The 16,898-nt window shown below is 69.2% G+C and carries 11 protein-coding genes; 6 read left to right on the top strand and 5 right to left on the bottom strand.

Annotated features, from left to right (window positions below):
* Positions 1–14 precede the first annotated feature (14 nt).
* From RT051_RS12280 to RT051_RS12270, 3 genes are all read left to right on the top strand, one after another.
* The gene (locus tag RT051_RS12280) at positions 15–2,027 is read left to right on the top strand and encodes a U32 family peptidase (RefSeq protein WP_313077169.1); all 2,013 of its coding nucleotides are present in this window, start codon (positions 15–17) and stop codon (positions 2,025–2,027) included.
* Positions 2,028–2,036: 9 nt separating this feature from the next.
* A complete protein-coding gene (locus RT051_RS12275) occupies positions 2,037–2,684 on the top strand; it encodes a 3'-5' exonuclease (protein WP_313077168.1) in 648 nt (215 codons plus the stop codon).
* Positions 2,685–2,794: 110 nt separating this feature from the next.
* Positions 2,795–4,081 (top strand): O-acetylhomoserine aminocarboxypropyltransferase/cysteine synthase family protein, encoded by a 1,287-nt coding sequence (locus RT051_RS12270; RefSeq protein ID WP_313077167.1) that lies wholly within the window; start codon positions 2,795–2,797, stop codon positions 4,079–4,081.
* Positions 4,082–4,106: 25 nt separating this feature from the next.
* Here RT051_RS12270 and egtB read toward each other — a convergent pair whose 3' ends face one another.
* The 5 genes from egtB to purL all read right to left on the bottom strand — a co-directional run bounded on the left by egtB (position 4,107) and on the right by purL (position 12,735).
* Entirely contained in the window at positions 4,107–5,420 is a 1,314-nt protein-coding gene (gene egtB, locus RT051_RS12265) for an ergothioneine biosynthesis protein EgtB (RefSeq protein WP_313077166.1), read from the bottom strand.
* 56 nt (positions 5,421–5,476) lie between these two features.
* Positions 5,477–6,505, bottom strand: coding sequence for an L-histidine N(alpha)-methyltransferase (gene egtD, locus RT051_RS12260; protein WP_313077165.1), 1,029 nt, complete (start codon positions 6,503–6,505; stop codon positions 5,477–5,479).
* 281 nt (positions 6,506–6,786) lie between these two features.
* On the bottom strand, positions 6,787–7,410 hold the full coding sequence (locus RT051_RS12255) for an OmpW family outer membrane protein (RefSeq protein WP_313077164.1): 624 nt from the start codon (positions 7,408–7,410) through the stop codon (positions 6,787–6,789).
* 119 nt (positions 7,411–7,529) lie between these two features.
* The gene (locus tag RT051_RS12250; protein ID WP_313077162.1) at positions 7,530–8,498 is read right to left on the bottom strand and encodes a DUF808 domain-containing protein; all 969 of its coding nucleotides are present in this window, start codon (positions 8,496–8,498) and stop codon (positions 7,530–7,532) included.
* Between the two features lie 127 nt (positions 8,499–8,625).
* Entirely contained in the window at positions 8,626–12,735 is a 4,110-nt protein-coding gene (gene purL, locus RT051_RS12245) for a phosphoribosylformylglycinamidine synthase (RefSeq protein WP_313077161.1), read from the bottom strand.
* Between the two features lie 167 nt (positions 12,736–12,902).
* Between purL and map the strand changes: the two genes are divergently transcribed.
* The 3 genes from map to RT051_RS12230 are packed head-to-tail and all read left to right on the top strand — an operon-like array spanning position 12,903 to position 16,803.
* Positions 12,903–13,718 (top strand): type I methionyl aminopeptidase, encoded by an 816-nt coding sequence (gene map / locus RT051_RS12240; protein ID WP_313077160.1) that lies wholly within the window; start codon positions 12,903–12,905, stop codon positions 13,716–13,718.
* 28 nt (positions 13,719–13,746) lie between these two features.
* Complete coding sequence (locus tag RT051_RS12235) at positions 13,747–16,359, top strand: [protein-PII] uridylyltransferase (protein WP_313077158.1); 2,613 nt, start codon at positions 13,747–13,749, stop codon at positions 16,357–16,359.
* Between the two features lie 21 nt (positions 16,360–16,380).
* Positions 16,381–16,803 (top strand): YbaN family protein, encoded by a 423-nt coding sequence (locus RT051_RS12230; protein WP_313077155.1) that lies wholly within the window; start codon positions 16,381–16,383, stop codon positions 16,801–16,803.
* Positions 16,804–16,898 lie beyond the last annotated feature (95 nt).

Genomic DNA, 16,898 nt, shown 5'->3' with positions numbered 1-16,898 from the left:
ATAATCCGCGCCCTATGTCCCTCCTGCCCCACCAGCTCGAACTGCTCTCGCCCGCACGCGATGCCGCCATCGGCATCGAAGCCGTCAACCATGGCGCTGACGCCGTGTATATCGGCGGCCCGGCCTTTGGCGCGCGCGCCACCGCCGGCAACGACACTCGCGAGCTGGAGCGCCTGATCCGGCATGCGCACCGCTTTGGCAGCCGCATCTTTATCACGCTCAACACCATCCTGCGCGACGACGAGCTCGACGACGCGCGGCGCATGGCCTGGCAGGTGTACGAGGCCGGGGCGGACGCGCTGATCATCCAGGACATGGGTCTGCTGGAACTGGACCTGCCACCCATCCAGCTGCATGCCAGCACGCAGACCGACATCCGCACGCCCGAGAAGGCCCGATTCCTGCAGGACGCGGGTCTGTCGCAGATCGTGCTGGCGCGCGAACTCGATCTGCAGCAGATCGCGGCGATCCGCGCCGCCACCGACCCGGCGCGCACAACCATCGAGTTCTTCGTGCACGGTGCGCTGTGCGTGGCGTATTCGGGCCAGTGCTTCATCAGCCACGCGCACACCGGGCGCAGCGCCAACCGCGGCGACTGCAATCAGGCCTGCCGCCTGCCTTACGAGGTGCTGGACGGCCAGGGCCGCATCCTGGCGCACGAAAAGCACGTGCTGTCCATGAAGGACAACAACCAGTCGGGCAACCTGCGCGCGCTGATCGACGCCGGCGTGCGCAGCTTCAAGATCGAGGGCCGCTACAAGGACATGGGTTACGTGAAGAACATCACGGCCCACTACCGCAGGCTGCTGGACGAGATCATCGAGGAGCGCGAGTTCTCCGAGGCGCCGCTGGCGCGGTCGTCGTCGGGCCGCACCACGTTCACCTTCACGCCCGACCCCGACCAGAACTTCAACCGCGAGTTCACCGATTACTTCGTGAACGGCCGCAAGGATGACATCGGCGCCTTCGACACGCCCAAGACGCCCGGGCGTGCCATCGGCTGGATAACTCGTATCGGTACAGGGCAGGTGGGCGACAACTGGTTCGAGCTGGAGACAAGCGACCACGCCACCGTGCTGCACAACGGCGACGGCCTGTGCTACTGGGATCTGCAAAAAGAGCTGGTGGGCGTGCACATCAACCGCGCCGAAGCCGTGAATGAGAAGAAAGGCTTGTGGCGCGTCTTCCCGAAAGACCCGATCGCCGGCTTCAAGAATCTGCGCAAGGGCCTGGAGATCAACCGCAACCGCGACATGGACTGGGTGCGCACGCTGGACAGGGAATCCAGCGTCCGGCGCATCGGTCTGTGGGCGGAGTTTGCGGAAACCACGGACGGCTTTGCGCTGACGCTGACCGACGAGGACGGTTTTGCCGGCACCGCCCGCATCGCGCAGCCGCATGAACCTGCCAGCGACGCGCAGCGTGCCACCGCCACGCTGCGCGAACAGCTGGGGCGCTTCGGCACGACGATTTTTGCCGTGCACGACATCGCGCTGCATCTGTCGCAGCCGTGGTTCGTGCCCGCCTCCGCCCTGAACCAGTTGCGCCGCGACGCCGTGGCCGCGCTGGAGGCAGCGCGCGCGGCGGGCTTCGTGCGCCTGCCGCGCGCGGCCGCGGTCGAACCCCCTACGCCCTTCCCCGAGGACACGCTGACCTACCTGGCCAACGTCTTCAATCACAAGGCGCACGACTTCTATGTACGCCACGGCGTCCAGGTGATCGACGCCGCGTATGAATCGAAAGAGGAGGAAGGCGAGGTCAGCCTGATGATCACCAAGCACTGCGTGCGCTTTTCCATGAGCCTGTGCCCCAAGCAGGCCAAGGGCGTGATCGGCGTGAAGGGCACCATCAAGGCTGAGCCGCTGCAGCTCATCAACGGCAAGGAAAGACTGACCCTGCGTTTTGACTGCAAGCCCTGCGAGATGCACGTGGTGGGCCGGATGAAGAAGTCGGTGCTGAATCAGCACGCGCGGCAGATGGCCGAGCAGCCGATGCAGTTCTACCGGACGCGGCCTGCGGCGGCCTGAAAACCTCAAATGCCCCGCCGCCTGCCGCCCACCAAAGAGCAATCCGCCCTGCTGCCGCCCTTTCCCACGCTGGCGCCGGCGCGCATCCACGTCCCCGCCACGCCTGAAGAATTTGCCGCCGCGCGCGCCGCGCTGCTGGGCCTGCGCGTGCTGGGCTTCGATACCGAAAGCCGTCCCCTTTTCACCGCTGGCGCACACGACGCCGGGCCTGACCTGGTGCAGCTGGCCACGCCGCACGATGCCTGGCTGCTGCAGCTCTACCACCCGGGAGCGCTGCAGCTGGCGCGCGACGTGCTGGCCGATGCGCGCATCCTGAAGGTGGGCTTTGGCCTGGACAATGACCGGCGCAGCCTGCCCGTCCGCCTGGGGGCCGAGCCCGCCGGACTGGAGGACCTGGACCGCGTCTTCGCCCGCCACGGCTTCGGGCGCAACACGGGCGTGCGCGCGGCCGTGGCGCTGGTGCTGGGCCAGCAACTGTCCAAGAGCAAGAAGACCTCTACCTCCAACTGGTCGGCACGCAGCCTGAGTGCCGGGCAGATCCGCTACGCGGCCACCGATGCCCATGCGCCCGCCGTGCTCTGGCAGGCCCTGCCTGGCTGGGAGGCGGCGCAGCCTGCACCGGCCCCGGCGCGGGGCCCGCGGCGGCGGGCCACGTGACGCACGCATAAGCACATAGCCAGTCGGTCGTTCGGGCGCGCGGGGCCTTGGCCGACAATGCGCGCTCCGCTGATCCCCCAACCGCTTCACCCACGACAAGAGAGACACCGATGCGCATCGAAACCCTGGCCGTGCATGCCGGCTATTCGCCCGACCCGACCACCAAGTCCGCCGCCGTGCCCATCTACCAGACGGTGGCCTACGCCTTCGACAGCGCGCAGCACGGCGCCGACCTGTTCGACCTGAAGGTGCCGGGCAACATCTACACGCGCATCATGAATCCGACCAACGACGTGCTGGAAAAGCGCCTGGCGGCGCTCGAAGGCGGCATCGGCGCGGTGGCCGTGGCCTCGGGCATGGCGGCCATCACCTATGCCATCCAGGCGATCGCCGAGGCGGGCGACAACATCGTCGCGGCCAGCACGCTCTATGGCGGCACCTACAACCTGTTTGCCCATACCTTCCCGCAGCAGGGCATCAGCGTGCGCTTTGCCGACCCGGCAGACCACGCAAGCTTTGCCAGCCTGATCGACGAGCACACCAAAGCGGTGTTCTGCGAGTCCATCGGCAACCCCCTGGGCAACGTGACCGACATCCGGGCGCTGGCCGACGTGGCCCACGCCCATGGCGTGCCGCTGATCGTGGACAACACCGTGCCCAGCCCCTACCTGCTGCGCCCCATCGAGCATGGCGCGGACATCGTGGTGCACGCCCTGACCAAATACCTGAACGGCCATGGCAACAGCATCGGCGGCGCCATCGTGGACAGCGGCAAGTTCCCGTGGGCCAAGCACAAGGAGCGCTTCAAGCGCCTGAACGAGCCCGACGTAAGCTACCACGGCGTGGTCTATACCGAGGCCCTGGGCGAGGCCGCCTACATCGGCCGCGTGCGCGTGGTGCCGCTGCGCAACATGGGCGCGGCGCTGTCGCCGCACAACGCCTTCCTCACCCTGCAGGGCATCGAGACGCTGGCGCTGCGCATGGACCGCATCTGCGACAACGCCCTGGCGATTGCCCGGGCGCTGCAGGCGCACCCCAAGGTGAAGTGGGTGCGATATGCGGGTCTGCCGGACCACCCGGACCACGCCCTGGTGCAGCGGCAGCTGGGCGGGCGTGCCTCGGGCATCCTGTCGTTCAGCCTGAAGACGGCCGAGGGCGAGGACGCCCGGGCCGCCGGAGCGCGCTTCCTGGACGCCCTGCAGCTGTTCCTGCGCCTGGTGAACATCGGCGACGCGAAATCGCTGGCCACGCACCCGGCCTCCACCACGCACCGCCAGCTGGACGCGCACGAGCTGGCCAAGGCGGGGGTCACCGAGGGCATGGTGCGCCTGTCCGTCGGCATCGAGCACATCGACGATCTGCTGGCCGACCTGAACCAGGCGCTGGACGCGGTCTGAAAGCCGCGCTGCCGGGCGCGCCCGGTCAGCCGTCCCGCGCCAGGCGCAGGCCGCTGAACTGCCAGCGCGCACCCGTCGGGAAGAAATTGCGGTAGCTCGCGCGCACATGCCCGGCCGGCGTGGCGCAGGAGCCGCCGCGCAGCACGTACTGGTTGACCATGAACTTGCCGTTGTACTCGCCCACGGCGCCGACGGCCGGGGCGAAGCCGGGGTAAGGCGCGTAGCTCGACTGCGTCCACTCCCAGACGTCGCCGAACATCTGCTGCAGGCCCGTGGCGTCCGCGCCGGCGGCCGCCGGCAGGGGGTGCAGCACGCCGGCATCGGCAAAGTGCCCGTCCGTCGTCCCCAGGCCAGCGGCCGCCACCTCCCATTCAGCCTCGGTCGGCAGGCGCGCGCCGGCCCAGCGCGCATAGGCGTCGGCCTCGTAGTACGACAGGTGCGCCACGGGCTGCGCGGGCGCCAGGGGCCGGGCCCCGGCCAGCGTGAACTCGCTCCAGCCCTGCGCGTCCTGGCGCCAGTACAGCGGATGCGCGATGTGCTGGCTGCGCAGCCAGTCCCAGCCCTCGGCCAGCCAGAGCGCCGGGTGGCGATAGCCGCCGTCCTCGATGAAGGCCAGGTATTGGGCGTTGTTCACCGGACGCGTGCCCAGCTCGCAGGGCTGCACATACACCGTGTGCCGGGGCAGCTCGTTGTCGAAGGCGAACCCGGCCCCGGCATGGCCGACCTGTGCCAGGCCGCCCTCGATGCGCTGCCACTGCTGCGCCGGCACCCCACCCTTGTGCAGGCCATCGCGCGCCAGCGCCTCGGGCAGCGCCGGGTGATAGGTGGGCCACCCGGGGTTGCACCACAACAGGTGCTTGATGTCGGTGACGATCAGCTCCTGGTGCTGCTGCTCGTGCTGCAGCCCGAGCTCCAGCAGCCTTGCCACGGGCCCGTCCGCCTCGATGCCCTCCAGCAGCCGCTCCATGCGCACGTCCACCTCGGCGCGCCAGGCGCGCACCGTCTCCAAGGCGGGGCGCGTGATCAGGCCACGCTGCGGGCGCGGGTGCTGCGGCCCCACGCCCTGGTAGTAGGAGTTGAAGAACACCCGGAAGGCGGGATCGAAAGGATGGAAGCCGGGCTCGTGCGGCTCCAGGATGAAAGTCTCGAAAAACCAGGTGGTGTGCGCCAGGTGCCACTTCACGGGGCTGGCATCGGGCATGGACTGCACGCAGCAATCCTCGGCCGACAGGGGCGCGGCCAGGCGCTCGGTGGCCGTGCGCACCTGCCGGTAGCGCTCCGCAAGGGACGGGCCCGGGGCTGCCGCCTGCGGCGGGACCGTAGAGGGTGTCGGACGCATGGGGGCCTCCTTGTCCGTGTCGTGTTGCATGCGTAAGCGCCGGGCTCGGGCCTCATTCAGGCCAGGGCATGGACCAGGGCGCACCAGCCGCGCTCGTCGAGCCAGGCGCGCGGCTGCCGAAAGCCCGCGCGTCCGAGCATGGCCATGAAGACCGGCAGCGGGTACTTGTAGCTGTTCTCGGTATGGATGCGCTCCCCGGCCGCGAAGTCGCGCCCGCCGCCCGGCCAGCGCACGCGTTGGGGCCTGCAGGCAGCCAGGTGCATTTCGATGCGCGATGCGCCCTCGTCGAAGAAGGCCACATGTCGCCACTGCCCGGGATCGAAGTCGCTGCCGATCAGGCGGTTGAGGTGCACGAGGGCATTGCGGTTGAAGGCGGCGGTGGTTCCCGAGGCATCGTCGTAGGCAGCCTGCAGCACGGCCACGTCCTTGGGCAGATCGATGCCCAGCAAGATCGCGCCGCCCGCGCCCGCTGCCAGGGCATGCATGGCGGCCAGCAACTGCTGCGCCGCTGGCGGATCGAAATTGCCGATGGACGAGCCGGGGTAGAAGACCAGGCGGCGCTCGGCGGGCAGGTCCCCCGGCAGCTTCATGCCTGCTGTCAGGTCGCCACCCACGGCGCGGGCGTCCAGGCCGGGCACGGCGCGGCGCAAATCCTCCACGGCGCCGTGCAAGTAGTCGGCCGAGATGTCGATGCCGACGAAGTGCGTGGCGTCCAGCAGTTGGCACAGGGCGCGCGCCTTCTCGCAGCTGCCGGCGCCCGGCTCGATCACCACCCGCCGGCTGCCGACCACGCGCGCAATGTCCTGCCCGTGGCGCTCGAAGATGGCGCGCTCGGTGCGCGTGGGGTAATACTCGGGCAGCCGGGTGATGGCCTCGAACAGCGCCGAGCCGCGCTGGTCGTAGAAATACTTGGGCGAGATGCGGGCCTGTGGGCGCAACAGCCCGTCGATGATCTGCAAGCGCTCTGCGGCCGGCGCGCAGCCGGGGGTGGGCGCTGCCTCATCCAGGCAGGCTGCGTGCGACCCCGGCAACGGGAAGGCGGCGACAGGGGATGGGCGCGGTTCGGCGGTCAGGGCTTCAGGCATAGGCAGACAGCCTAGGCCCGACCCGGCCTGCCTTCCGGAAGGCCTAGGCCAGCGCGTGGGGTAGGACGCCCGCGCAAACCTTCCAGTCCCTCTTGCCGGCTGCGTGACCCTGTGGCAGCCAGACGAGGGCAATGGCGTCTTTCAGCTGAAAATGGCCGGAAAGCGGTGCCAATCCTCGAGGGTTCGCTATGAAAATGGAAATAAAAAAAGCCGGCACCCATGGGCGCCGGCCAGTCTCACCATGAAGAATCGCAATAAATGACTGTCGTGTGACCGGTCGGTCAGAAGCGCCAGCCCAGGCCCACGCCGGCCAGCACCGGGTTGACCTTGAAGGTGCCTACCTTGGCGCCGTTGGAGTACACGTTGGTGTCGATGTACACCTTCTTGACGTCGAAGTTCAGGTACATGTTTTTGGACAGGGGGATGTCCACACCCACTTGCAGGGCGCCGCCCCAGCTGTTCTTGCTGACCGACGGGTTCAGGGCCGCCTGCACGGCAGGGTCGAACCGTACGCTGGAGAAACGTGTGTAGTTGATGCCGGCGCCCACATAGGGCTTGAAGCCGCCGAAGTTGGTGAAGTGGTACTGCGCCAGCAGCGTGGGCGGCAGGTGCTTGAGCGAGCCGATGTTGGTGCCGTTGGAGCGGATGTCGTGCTTCTGCGGGTAGGTCAGGATCAGCTCGGCGGCGATGTTGGGCGTGAAGAAATACGACACGTCCAGCTCGGGGATGACCTTGTTGTTGACCGACAGGTTCAGGTTGGGGTTGGTGCTGCCACCGTTGGCGCTGTCGAGGTTGACGGCGCGCACGCGCACCATCAGGGGGCCTTCGGAGCCGGTCTGCTGCGCAAAGGCAGCGCCCGAGGTCATTGCACAAACGGCGGCCAGGGCCAGCAGGGTCTTTTTCATAACAATCCAGAGGTGGGTGGGTTGACCGGGGACATCCCCCGTGGGCGCTATTAAAGCCTACTCACTGTAGGGCAAAGGTTGCCGCAGATCAAGAATTGCTGCGTTGCAACACTGCGCACTCAGGGCCTGCCGCGCAGGCGCTGTACCCCGCTCCACAGTTTCAGCACCACCGCCCCCACGGCCATGCCCACCAGCGCGTTGAGCAGATGCGGCAGCGCGAAGGCCCACAGCCGACCGAGAGGCCAGGCGGCCGCCGCCTGGCCTACCTGGTCGATGGCTATCGACAGCGGGGGGATGCCGTGCACCAGGATGCCCCCACCCACCAGGAACATGGCAATGGTGCCAGCCACCGTGAGACCCTTCATGAGACGCGGCGCGGCCGACACCAGCATGCGCCCCACCGCGCAGGCGGCACGGCTCTTCTTGCGCATCAGCCACAGACCGACGTCGTCGAGCTTCACGATGGCCGCCACCACGCCATAGACCCCCACGGTCATGAACAGGGCGATGGCCGAGAGCACGGCCACCTGCTGCGCGAAATCGGCCTGCGCGACCGTGCCCAGCGCAATGACGATGATCTCGGCCGAGAGGATGAAATCGGTGCGAATGGCGCCGCGGATCTTGGTTTTCTCCAGCCGTTGCAGCTCCGCCAGGGTCGGGGGCGCGCGCCCGTCACCCTCGGCCAGGCCGGCACGCTCGGGCTTGTCGTGGTGCAACAACTTTTCCATGCCCTCCAGCACCAGATAGGTGCCGCCCAGCATCAACAGGGGCGTGATGGCCCAGGGAATGAAAGCGCTGATGAGCAGCGCCGCCGGTACCAGGATGGCTTTGTTGACCAGCGAGCCGCGTGCCACTGCCCAGACCACGGGCAGCTCGCGCTCGGCGCGCACGCCGTTGACCTGCTCCGCGTTCACCGCCAGGTCGTCGCCAAGGACGCTGGCGGTCTTTTGCGCCGCCACCTTGGTCATGACCGAGACGTCATCGGCCATGGCCACGCTTTTGCGCGCGGCCAGCTTGGACATGAGCGCTACGTCGTCGAGCAGCGAGGCGATATCGTCGAGAAGGGTCAGGAGGCTGGCGCCGGCCATGGAGAACTCTGCAGGGATCGGAGATGGCCGACTGTGAATGCAAAAGGCTTGCAGCGCCTGTCGGACAAGCGCTGCAAGCCTCTGCCGCCGAAAGCGCAAGCAGCCGCTCAGGGCTGCCCGGCAGGCCTCATCCCACCCAGCGACGCGCGTTGCGCCACAGCCGCATCCAGGGGCTGTGCGCGCCCTGCCCGCCCGTGGCCGCCAGGTCGGTCCAGCTCATCTGGACGTTGCGAAACACCCGCTCAGGATGCGGCATCAGCGCCGTGAACCGCCCATCGGCCGTGGTCACGCCAGTCAGGCCACCGGCGCTGCCGTTGGGGTTGAACGGGTAGCGCTCGGTTGGCTGGCCCTGGTTGTCCACGTAGCGCAGCGCGCCCAGCGCACGCTCCGGGTTGCCGCGCCACTGGAAGTTGGCATGCCCCTCGCCGTGCGAAACCACGATGGGCAGGCGCGTGCCGGCCATGCCGGCAAAGAACAGGCTGGGGGAGTCGAGCACCTCGACCATGGACAGGCGCGCCTCGAAACGGTGGCTCTGGTTGGTGGTGAAGCGTGGCCAGTCCTCGGCGCCGGGGATGATGTCGGCCAGCTCGGCGAACATCTGGCAGCCGTTGCACACGCCCAGGCCGAAGGTGTCCGGGCGCGCGAAGAAGGCCTGGAACTGCGCCGACAGCTGCTCGTTAAAGGTGATGGAGCGCGCCCAGCCGATACCCGCGCCCAAGGTGTCGCCGTAGCTGAAGCCCCCGCAGGCGACGATGCCGGCGAACTGCGACAGCTCGGCCCGGCCGGCCTGCAGGTCGCTCATGTGCACGTCGAAGGCCTCGAAACCGGCCTCGGTGAAGGCGTAGGCCATCTCCACGTGCGAATTCACGCCCTGCTCGCGCAGCACGGCCACGCGCGGTCGCGCGGTATGCACGAAGGGCGCGGCCACGTCATCGAGCGGATCAAAGGTCAAGTGGACGTGCAGGCCGGGGTCGGCGGGGTCGCCCGCGGCGGCGTGCTCCTGGTCGGCACAGGCCGGGTTGTCGCGTTGCTGGCAGATCTTCCAGCTGACGGCGTCCCAGACCTGGTGCAGGTCGGACAAAGCAGCGCCGAAGAGCTTTTTCGCGTCGCGCCAGACCTGCAGCTCGCCCTTGCCCTCGGGCATGGCGCAGCTCTCGGGCCGCGTCTTGCCGACGAAGTGGCTGCAGGCGGCCAGGCCGTGCGTGCGCAGCACCTGCATGACCTGGTTGCGCTCGCAGGTGCGCACCTGCAGCACCACGCCCAGCTCCTCGTTGAACAGCGCGCGCAGGGTGAGCTCCTCGCGCCGGCCGCTGACCTGGCTGGCCCAGTTCTTGGCGTCGCCCGTCTCCATGCGGCTGTCGCTGATGCCGTCGCCCTCGGTGACCAGCATGTCGACGTTCAGCGCCACGCCCACGCGGCCGGCAAAGGCCATCTCGGCCACGGCCGCCAGCAGGCCGCCGTCGCTGCGGTCGTGGTAGGCAAGGACCAGGCCGGCCGCGCGCAGCGCGTTCACGGCATCGACCAGGGCCACCAGGTCCGGGGCGGAATCGAGATCGGGCACCTCACCGCCGTCCTGGCCCAGCACCTGCGCCAGGATGGAGCCGCCCATGCGCATGCGGCCGCGCGACAGGTCCACCAGCACCAGGGTGGAGTCGACCTCGGCCGCGTCGAGCTGCGGCGTGAGCGTGCCGCGCACATCGCTCAGCGTGGCGAACGCCGAGACGATCAGGCTTACCGGCGAGGTGACCTTGCGCTGCGCGCCCGCCTCGTCGGTCCACTGCGTGCGCATGGACAGGCTGTCCTTGCCCACGGGGATGGAGATGCCCAGCGCCGGGCACAGCTCCATGCCCACGGCCTTGACCGTCTCGTACAGCGCAGCGTCCTCGCCCGGCTCGCCGCAGGCGGCCATCCAGTTGGCCGACAGCTTGACGCGCGCAAGCTCGATGGGCGCGGCCAGCAGATTGGTGATGGCTTCCGCCACCGCCATGCGGCCGGATGCAGGCGCATCGAGCGCTGCCAGCGGCGTGCGCTCGCCCATGGCGAAGGCCTCGCCGGCAAAACCCGCGTAATCAGCCAGCGTCACCGCCACGTCGGCCACCGGCACCTGCCAGGGGCCGACCATCTGGTCGCGGTGCGTGAGCCCGCCGACGCTGCGGTCGCCGATGGTCACGAGAAAGCGCTTGCTCGCCACCGTGGGGTGCGCCAGCACGTCGATCACGGCCTGCTGCAGCGCCACACCGTCCACATCCAGGGGCTGGGCCTTACGCTGCACGCTGTGCACGTCGCGGTGCATGCGCGGCGGCTTGCCCAGCAGCACGTCCATGGGCATGTCCACCGCCAGTTCTTCACTCCCTCCCTCTCCGGGGGAGGGCTGGGGTGGGGGCATGCCACGCGCAGCACCCGCCGGCTGACCCCCATCCCCGCCTTCCCCCAAGGGGGGAAGGGGCAAGTCCACGTCGCCTACGACCAATTGCCGCTCCTCGGTCGCCACGCCGACCACGGCGAACGGGCAGCGCTCGCGCTCGCAGAACGCCGTGAACTGCGCCAGCGACTCGGGCGCAATCGCCAGCACGTAGCGCTCCTGGCTCTCGTTGCTCCATATTTCCCGGGGCGCCAGGCCCGATTCTTCCAGCGGCACGGCGCGCAGGTCGAAGCGCGCGCCGCGCCCGGCGTCGTTGACCAGCTCGGGGAAGGCGTTGGACAGGCCGCCCGCGCCCACGTCGTGGATGGCCAGGATGGGGTTGGCCGGGCCCTGTGCCCAGCAGTGATTGATGACCTCCTGCGCGCGCCGTTCGATCTCGGGGTTGCCGCGCTGCACCGAGTCAAAATCCAGCTCGGCCGCGTTGGTGCCGCTGGCCATGGAGCTGGCCGCGCCGCCGCCCATGCCGATGCGCATGCCGGGGCCGCCCAGCTGCACCAGCAGGGTGCCGGCGGGGAAGGCGATCTTCTGGGTCAGCCGCGCGTCGATGCTGCCCATCCCACCAGCGATCATGATGGGCTTGTGGTAGCCGCGCAGCACGCCGTCCACTTCCTGCTCGTACTCGCGGAAGTAGCCCGCAAGGTTGGGCCGACCGAACTCGTTGTTGAAGGCCGCGCCGCCCAGCGGGCCTTCGACCATGATCTGCAGCGGGCTGGCGATATGCGCCGGCCGCCCGACCTCGCTGCCCCACAGCCGCGAGACCGTGAAGCCCGTCAGGCCCGCCTTGGGCCTGGAGCCCCGGCCGGTGGCGCCCTCGTCGCGGATCTCACCGCCGGCGCCGGTCGATGCGCCCGGGAAGGGGGAGATGGCCGTGGGGTGGTTGTGCGTCTCCACCTTCATCAGCACGTGCTGCAGCACGCTTTCTTTTTGATAGCTGGGAGCCGTTGCTGAGCCTAGGTTTGCGCCGTATTTCGCCACAAACTGCTCGACCGTGTTGCCCTCCATGACGGAGGCATTGTCGGCATAGGCAATGACAGTGTGCCGGGGCGAGGCCGCCTCGGTGTGGCGGATCATGCCGAACAGCGTCTCCTGCTGCGCCACGCCGTCGATGGTGAATCGGGCGTTGAAGATCTTGTGCCTGCAGTGTTCACTGTTGGCCTGGGCGAACATCATCAGCTCGACGTCGGTCGGGTTGCGCCCGATCCGGCCGAAGGCATCCACCAGGTAGTCGATCTCATCGTCGGCCAGCGCCAGGCCCCAGGCGGTGTTGGCAGCCGCCAGCGCCGCGCGGCCACCACCCAGCACGTCCACGAAAGCCATGGGTTCGGCCTCGAGCTCGGTGAACAGCCGCTCGGCCTCGGCAAGCGAAGCGACGACCGATTCGGTCATGCGGTCGTGCATCAGCGCCGCCACCTGCGCCAGCTGCTGGGGCGACAGCTCCGGCACGCCGCCCAGCAGGCCGCTCTTGAGGCCGATGCGGTATTCGGTGATGCGCTCGATGCGCCGCACGGCCAGGCCACAGTTGTGCGCGATGTCGGTGGCCTTGGACGCCCAGGGCGAGACCGTGCCCAGGCGCGGCGTGACGTAGAGCACCGGCCCGTCGCCCGCGCCGGCATAGGGCTCGCCATAGCTCAACAGCGCGCCCAGGCGGTTGCGCGCCACGGCATCGGGCGCCTCGTCCTGCGCCACCAGGTGGACGTGGCGCGCCGCAAGGCCGGTGATCTTGGGGTGGATGGCCGCCAGGGCCGGCAGCATCTGCTGGACGCGAAAAGGGGTAAGGGCGTTGCCGCCCTCGAATGTTGCGATGTGCAAGGTCACGGTAGCGGCCTGTGTGGTGGGCTGCGGCAGCAGCGGGTACGCTCTGAAACCGGCCGGGCCCGGGCCGCTGACTGGGGCCTTTGGTGCCTGCCGGCGTGGGATTGCCGGGAACCCGGCATTTTAAGCCGCCCCTTCGCGGTCAAGACCCCGGTGGGATAATTTGCGCCATGAGCATCACCATCAAAGACCAGAACGGCATCGCCGGGATGCGGGAAGCAGGCCGCATGGCCTCCGAGGTGCTGGACGTCATCGCCCAGCGCCTGCAGCCGGGCATGACCACCAACGACGTGGACCGCCTGGCCGCCGAATGCATGGCCCGCCAGGGCAGCCGCTCGGCCACCCTGGGCTACCAGCCGCCGGGCTATCCGCCCTATCCGAAGTCGCTGTGCACCTCGCTCAACAACGTGGTCTGCCACGGCATTCCCAATGACAAGCCCTTGAAGAAGGGCGACATCATGAACGTGGACGTCACCGTCATCAGCCAGGACGGCTGGTACGGCGACACCAGCCGCATGTTCCTGATCGGCGAGTGTTCCATCGCCGCCAGGCGCCTGGTGCAGCTGACCTACGAGGCCATGTGGCTGGGCATCCTGCAGGTGCGGCCCGGGGCGCGCCTGGGCGACGTGGGCCATGCCATCCAGAAGTTCGCCGAAGGCCACGGCCTGTCGGTGGTGCGCGAGTTTTGCGGCCACGGCATCGGCCAGAAGTTCCACGAGGAGCCCCAGGTGCTGCACTACGGCCGCCCCAACACGGGCGAGCTGCTGGAGCCCGGCATGGTCTTCACCATCGAGCCCATGCTCAACATTGGCCGGCGCGAGGTCAAGGAGCACGGCAACGACGGCTGGACCATCGTCACCCGCGACCGCAGTCTGTCGGCGCAGTGGGAGCACACCGTCCTGGTCACCGAGACAGGCTACGAGGTACTGACCCTGTCCGAGGGCTACCCCGAGCTGCCCCCCTTCGTCACCGCCACTGCCACCTGAGGGCGGCGTGGACGGCGGCCCGCCGCGCATGTCCGCCAAGATCAGTCAACCTCGCCCTGCCGCCTGCGAGCCGGTCGCGGCCCTGCGCGCGGCCTACCAGCGCGAGAAGGAGGCGCTGGTGGCCACGTTGCGGGCCCCGGGTGCCTCCACGCGCGGCATTCGCAGCCTGCTGCGCCGGCTCTCGGCGCTGACCGACGCGGCGCTGCGCCGGCTGTGGCGGCGGTCCGCGCTGCCGCGGGGCGCGGCCCTGGTGGCTGTGGGCGGCTATGGGCGCGGGCAGCTGTTTCCGGCTTCCGACGTGGATGTGCTGGTGTTGCTGCCCGAAGGCACGGGCGCCAGCGCCGCGGTGGAGTCCTTCATCAGCAGCTGCTGGGACGCGGGCCTGGAGATCGGCGCAAGCGTGCGCACCCTGCCCGAGTGCCTGCACGAGGCCGCCGCCGACGTGACGGTGCAGACCGCGCTGCTGGAGTCGCGTCGCGTGGCCGGCAGTGCCCGGCTGTTTGCCGAGCTGCGCCGCCGCCATGCGGCGGAGCTGGACGTGCGCGCCTTTGCCGTGACCAAGACGCTGGAGATGCGCCAGCGCCACACCCGGTACGAGAACACGCCCTACGCGCTGGAGCCCAACTGCAAGGAATCGCCCGGGGGTCTGCGCGACCTGCAGCTCATCCTGTGGCTGGCGCGCGCCGCCGGCCTGGGCAGCAGCTGGCGCGCCCTGGCCGACAGCGGCCTGGCCACGCCGTTCGAGGTGCGCCAGCTCGAGCGCAACGAGGCGCTGCTGTTCCTGATCCGTGCACGGCTGCACGCCGTTGCCGGGCGCCGCGAGGACCGGCTGCTGTTCGATCTGCAGACCGCCGTGGCCGAAACTTTCAGCTACCGCAGCACCGGCACGGAGGACGCCCGCCCGGCCCTGCGCGCCAGCGAGGCGCTGATGCGCCAGTACTACTGGGCCGCCAAGGCGGTGACGCAGCTCACGCAAATCCTGCTGCTCGGCATCGAGGAGCGCCTGGCGCCCGTGCGCGCGCGCCTGCGCAGCATCAACGAGCGCTTTTTCGACAAGGATGGCCTGATCGAGGTGGCCAGCGACAACCTCTACCAGGACGAGCCCCACGCCATCCTGGAGACCTTTCTGCTTTATCAAACCACGCCGGGGCTGCAGGGGCTGTCGGCGCGCACGCTGCGCGCGCTCTACAACGCGCGCCACGTCATGGACGCGCGCTTTCGCGCCGACCCGGTCAACCGCGCCACCTTCATGCGCATCCTGCGCCAGCCCTCGGGCATCACGCACGCCCTGCGGCTGATGAACCAGACCTCGGTGCTGGGGCGCACCCTGTGGCCGTTTCGGCGCATCGTCGGGCAGATGCAGCACGACCTGTTTCACGTCTATACCGTGGACCAGCACACGCTGATGGTGCTGCGCAACGTGCGGCGCTTCTTCATGGCCGAGCACGCGCATGAATACCCTGTGTGCTCGCAGCTCGCCGCGGGCTGGGACAAGCCCTGGCTGCTCTACATCGCCGCGCTGTTCCACGACATCGGCAAGGGCCGCGGCGGCGACCATTCGGCGCTCGGCGCGCTGGAGGCGCGGCGCTTCTGCCGCGAGCATGGCCTGGCGCGCGCCGACGCCGAGCTGGTCGAGTTCCTGGTGGCCGAGCACCTGACGCTGAGCCAGGTCGCGCAGAAGCAGGACCTGGCCGACCCCGAGGTGATCGCCGCCTTTGCCTGCCGCGTGGGCACCGAGCGCCGGCTTACCGCCCTGTACCTGCTCACGGTGGCCGACATCCGCGGCACCAGCCCCCGGGTCTGGAGCGCCTGGAAGGGCAAGCTGCTGGAGGACCTCTACCACGCCACGCTGCGTGTGCTGGGCGGGGCCGCACCCGATCCGGCCGCCGAGGTGGAAGCCAGGAAGCGCGAGGCGCTGATCCTGCTGGCCTTGCATTCCATGCCGCGCGAGGCGCACCGCGCGCTCTGGGCCACGCTGGACGTGAGCTATTTCATGCGCCACGAGGCGCCGGACATCGCCTGGCACGCCCGCCACCTCTCGCGCCACGTGGGCAGCCACCTGCCCGTGGTGCGGGCACGCCGCTCGCTCGCCGGCGAGGGGCTGGAGGTGCTGGTCTATGCGCCCGACCAGAGTGACCTGTTCATGCGCATCTGTGGTTACTTCGACCGGGCGGGCTTTTCCATCCTGGACGCGCGCGTGCACACCAGCCATGACGGCCACGCCCTGGACACCTTCCAGGTCGCGGCGCGCGAGCAGGCAGGCGCCTACCGCGAGCTGATCCATCTGGTCGAGGACGGGCTGCTGCGCGCCCTGGCCAGCCGCGAACCCCTGCCCGAGCCGCACGCGCGCCGGCCGTCGCGGCGCATGCGCAGCTTCCCGATCGCGCCGCGCGTGCAGCTGCGCCCCGACGAGCAGGGCCGGCGCTGGCTGCTGGCCATCACCGCCGGCGACCGGCCGGGGCTGTTGTACCGCGTCGCGCGCGTGCTCTCGCGCCATGGCCTGTCGGTGCAGCTGGCCAAGGTCAGCACGCTGGGCGAGCGGGTGGAGGACAGCTTTCTGCTGGAGGGGCCTGGCCTGCACGACAGCGCCCGGCAGATCCGCATCGAGACCGAGCTGCTGCAGGCGCTCGCCGGGCCCTGATGCCCGGCGCACAATGCCTCCATGCCTGAGTTGCCGCGCGACCCCCTGCCGCCCCTGCCCGAGCACCCTCCCCTGCCGGCGCCCATGCGCTGGCTGCTTCTGGCCTTCGCGGTGCTGTGCCTCGTCATGGGCGTGATCGGCATCGTCGTGCCCGGCCTGCCCACCACCGTGTTCATCCTGATGGCTGGCTGGGCCGCCGCGCGCAGCTCGCCGCGCCTGCACGCCTGGCTGTGGCGGCACCGGCTGTTCGGCTCGATGCTGCGCAACTGGGCCGATGGCGGGCGGGTGAGCCGCCGCGCCAAATGGAGCGCCACCGTGCTCATGGCGCTGTGCGCCGTCATCCTGTTCTGGACCAGCGCACCCCGCTGGGCCGCCATCACGGCCTGCACCTGCATGGCCTGCGTGCTGGTCTGGCTATGGCTGCGACCCGAGCCGCAGCGCTGAACGCGTGCACTTTTCTGCCGGTTTTTTCTGTATATAATCGCGGTCTTGTTCCTCGATAGCTCAGTCGGTAGAGCGCCGGACTGTTAATCCGTAGG

It is taken from the genome of Melaminivora sp. (assembly GCF_032059615.1).
GTDB lineage: Bacteria > Pseudomonadota > Gammaproteobacteria > Burkholderiales > Burkholderiaceae_C > Melaminivora.
The sequence above is the reverse complement of the archived record's forward strand: the minus strand, read 5'-3'. Positions and strand labels throughout refer to the sequence as shown.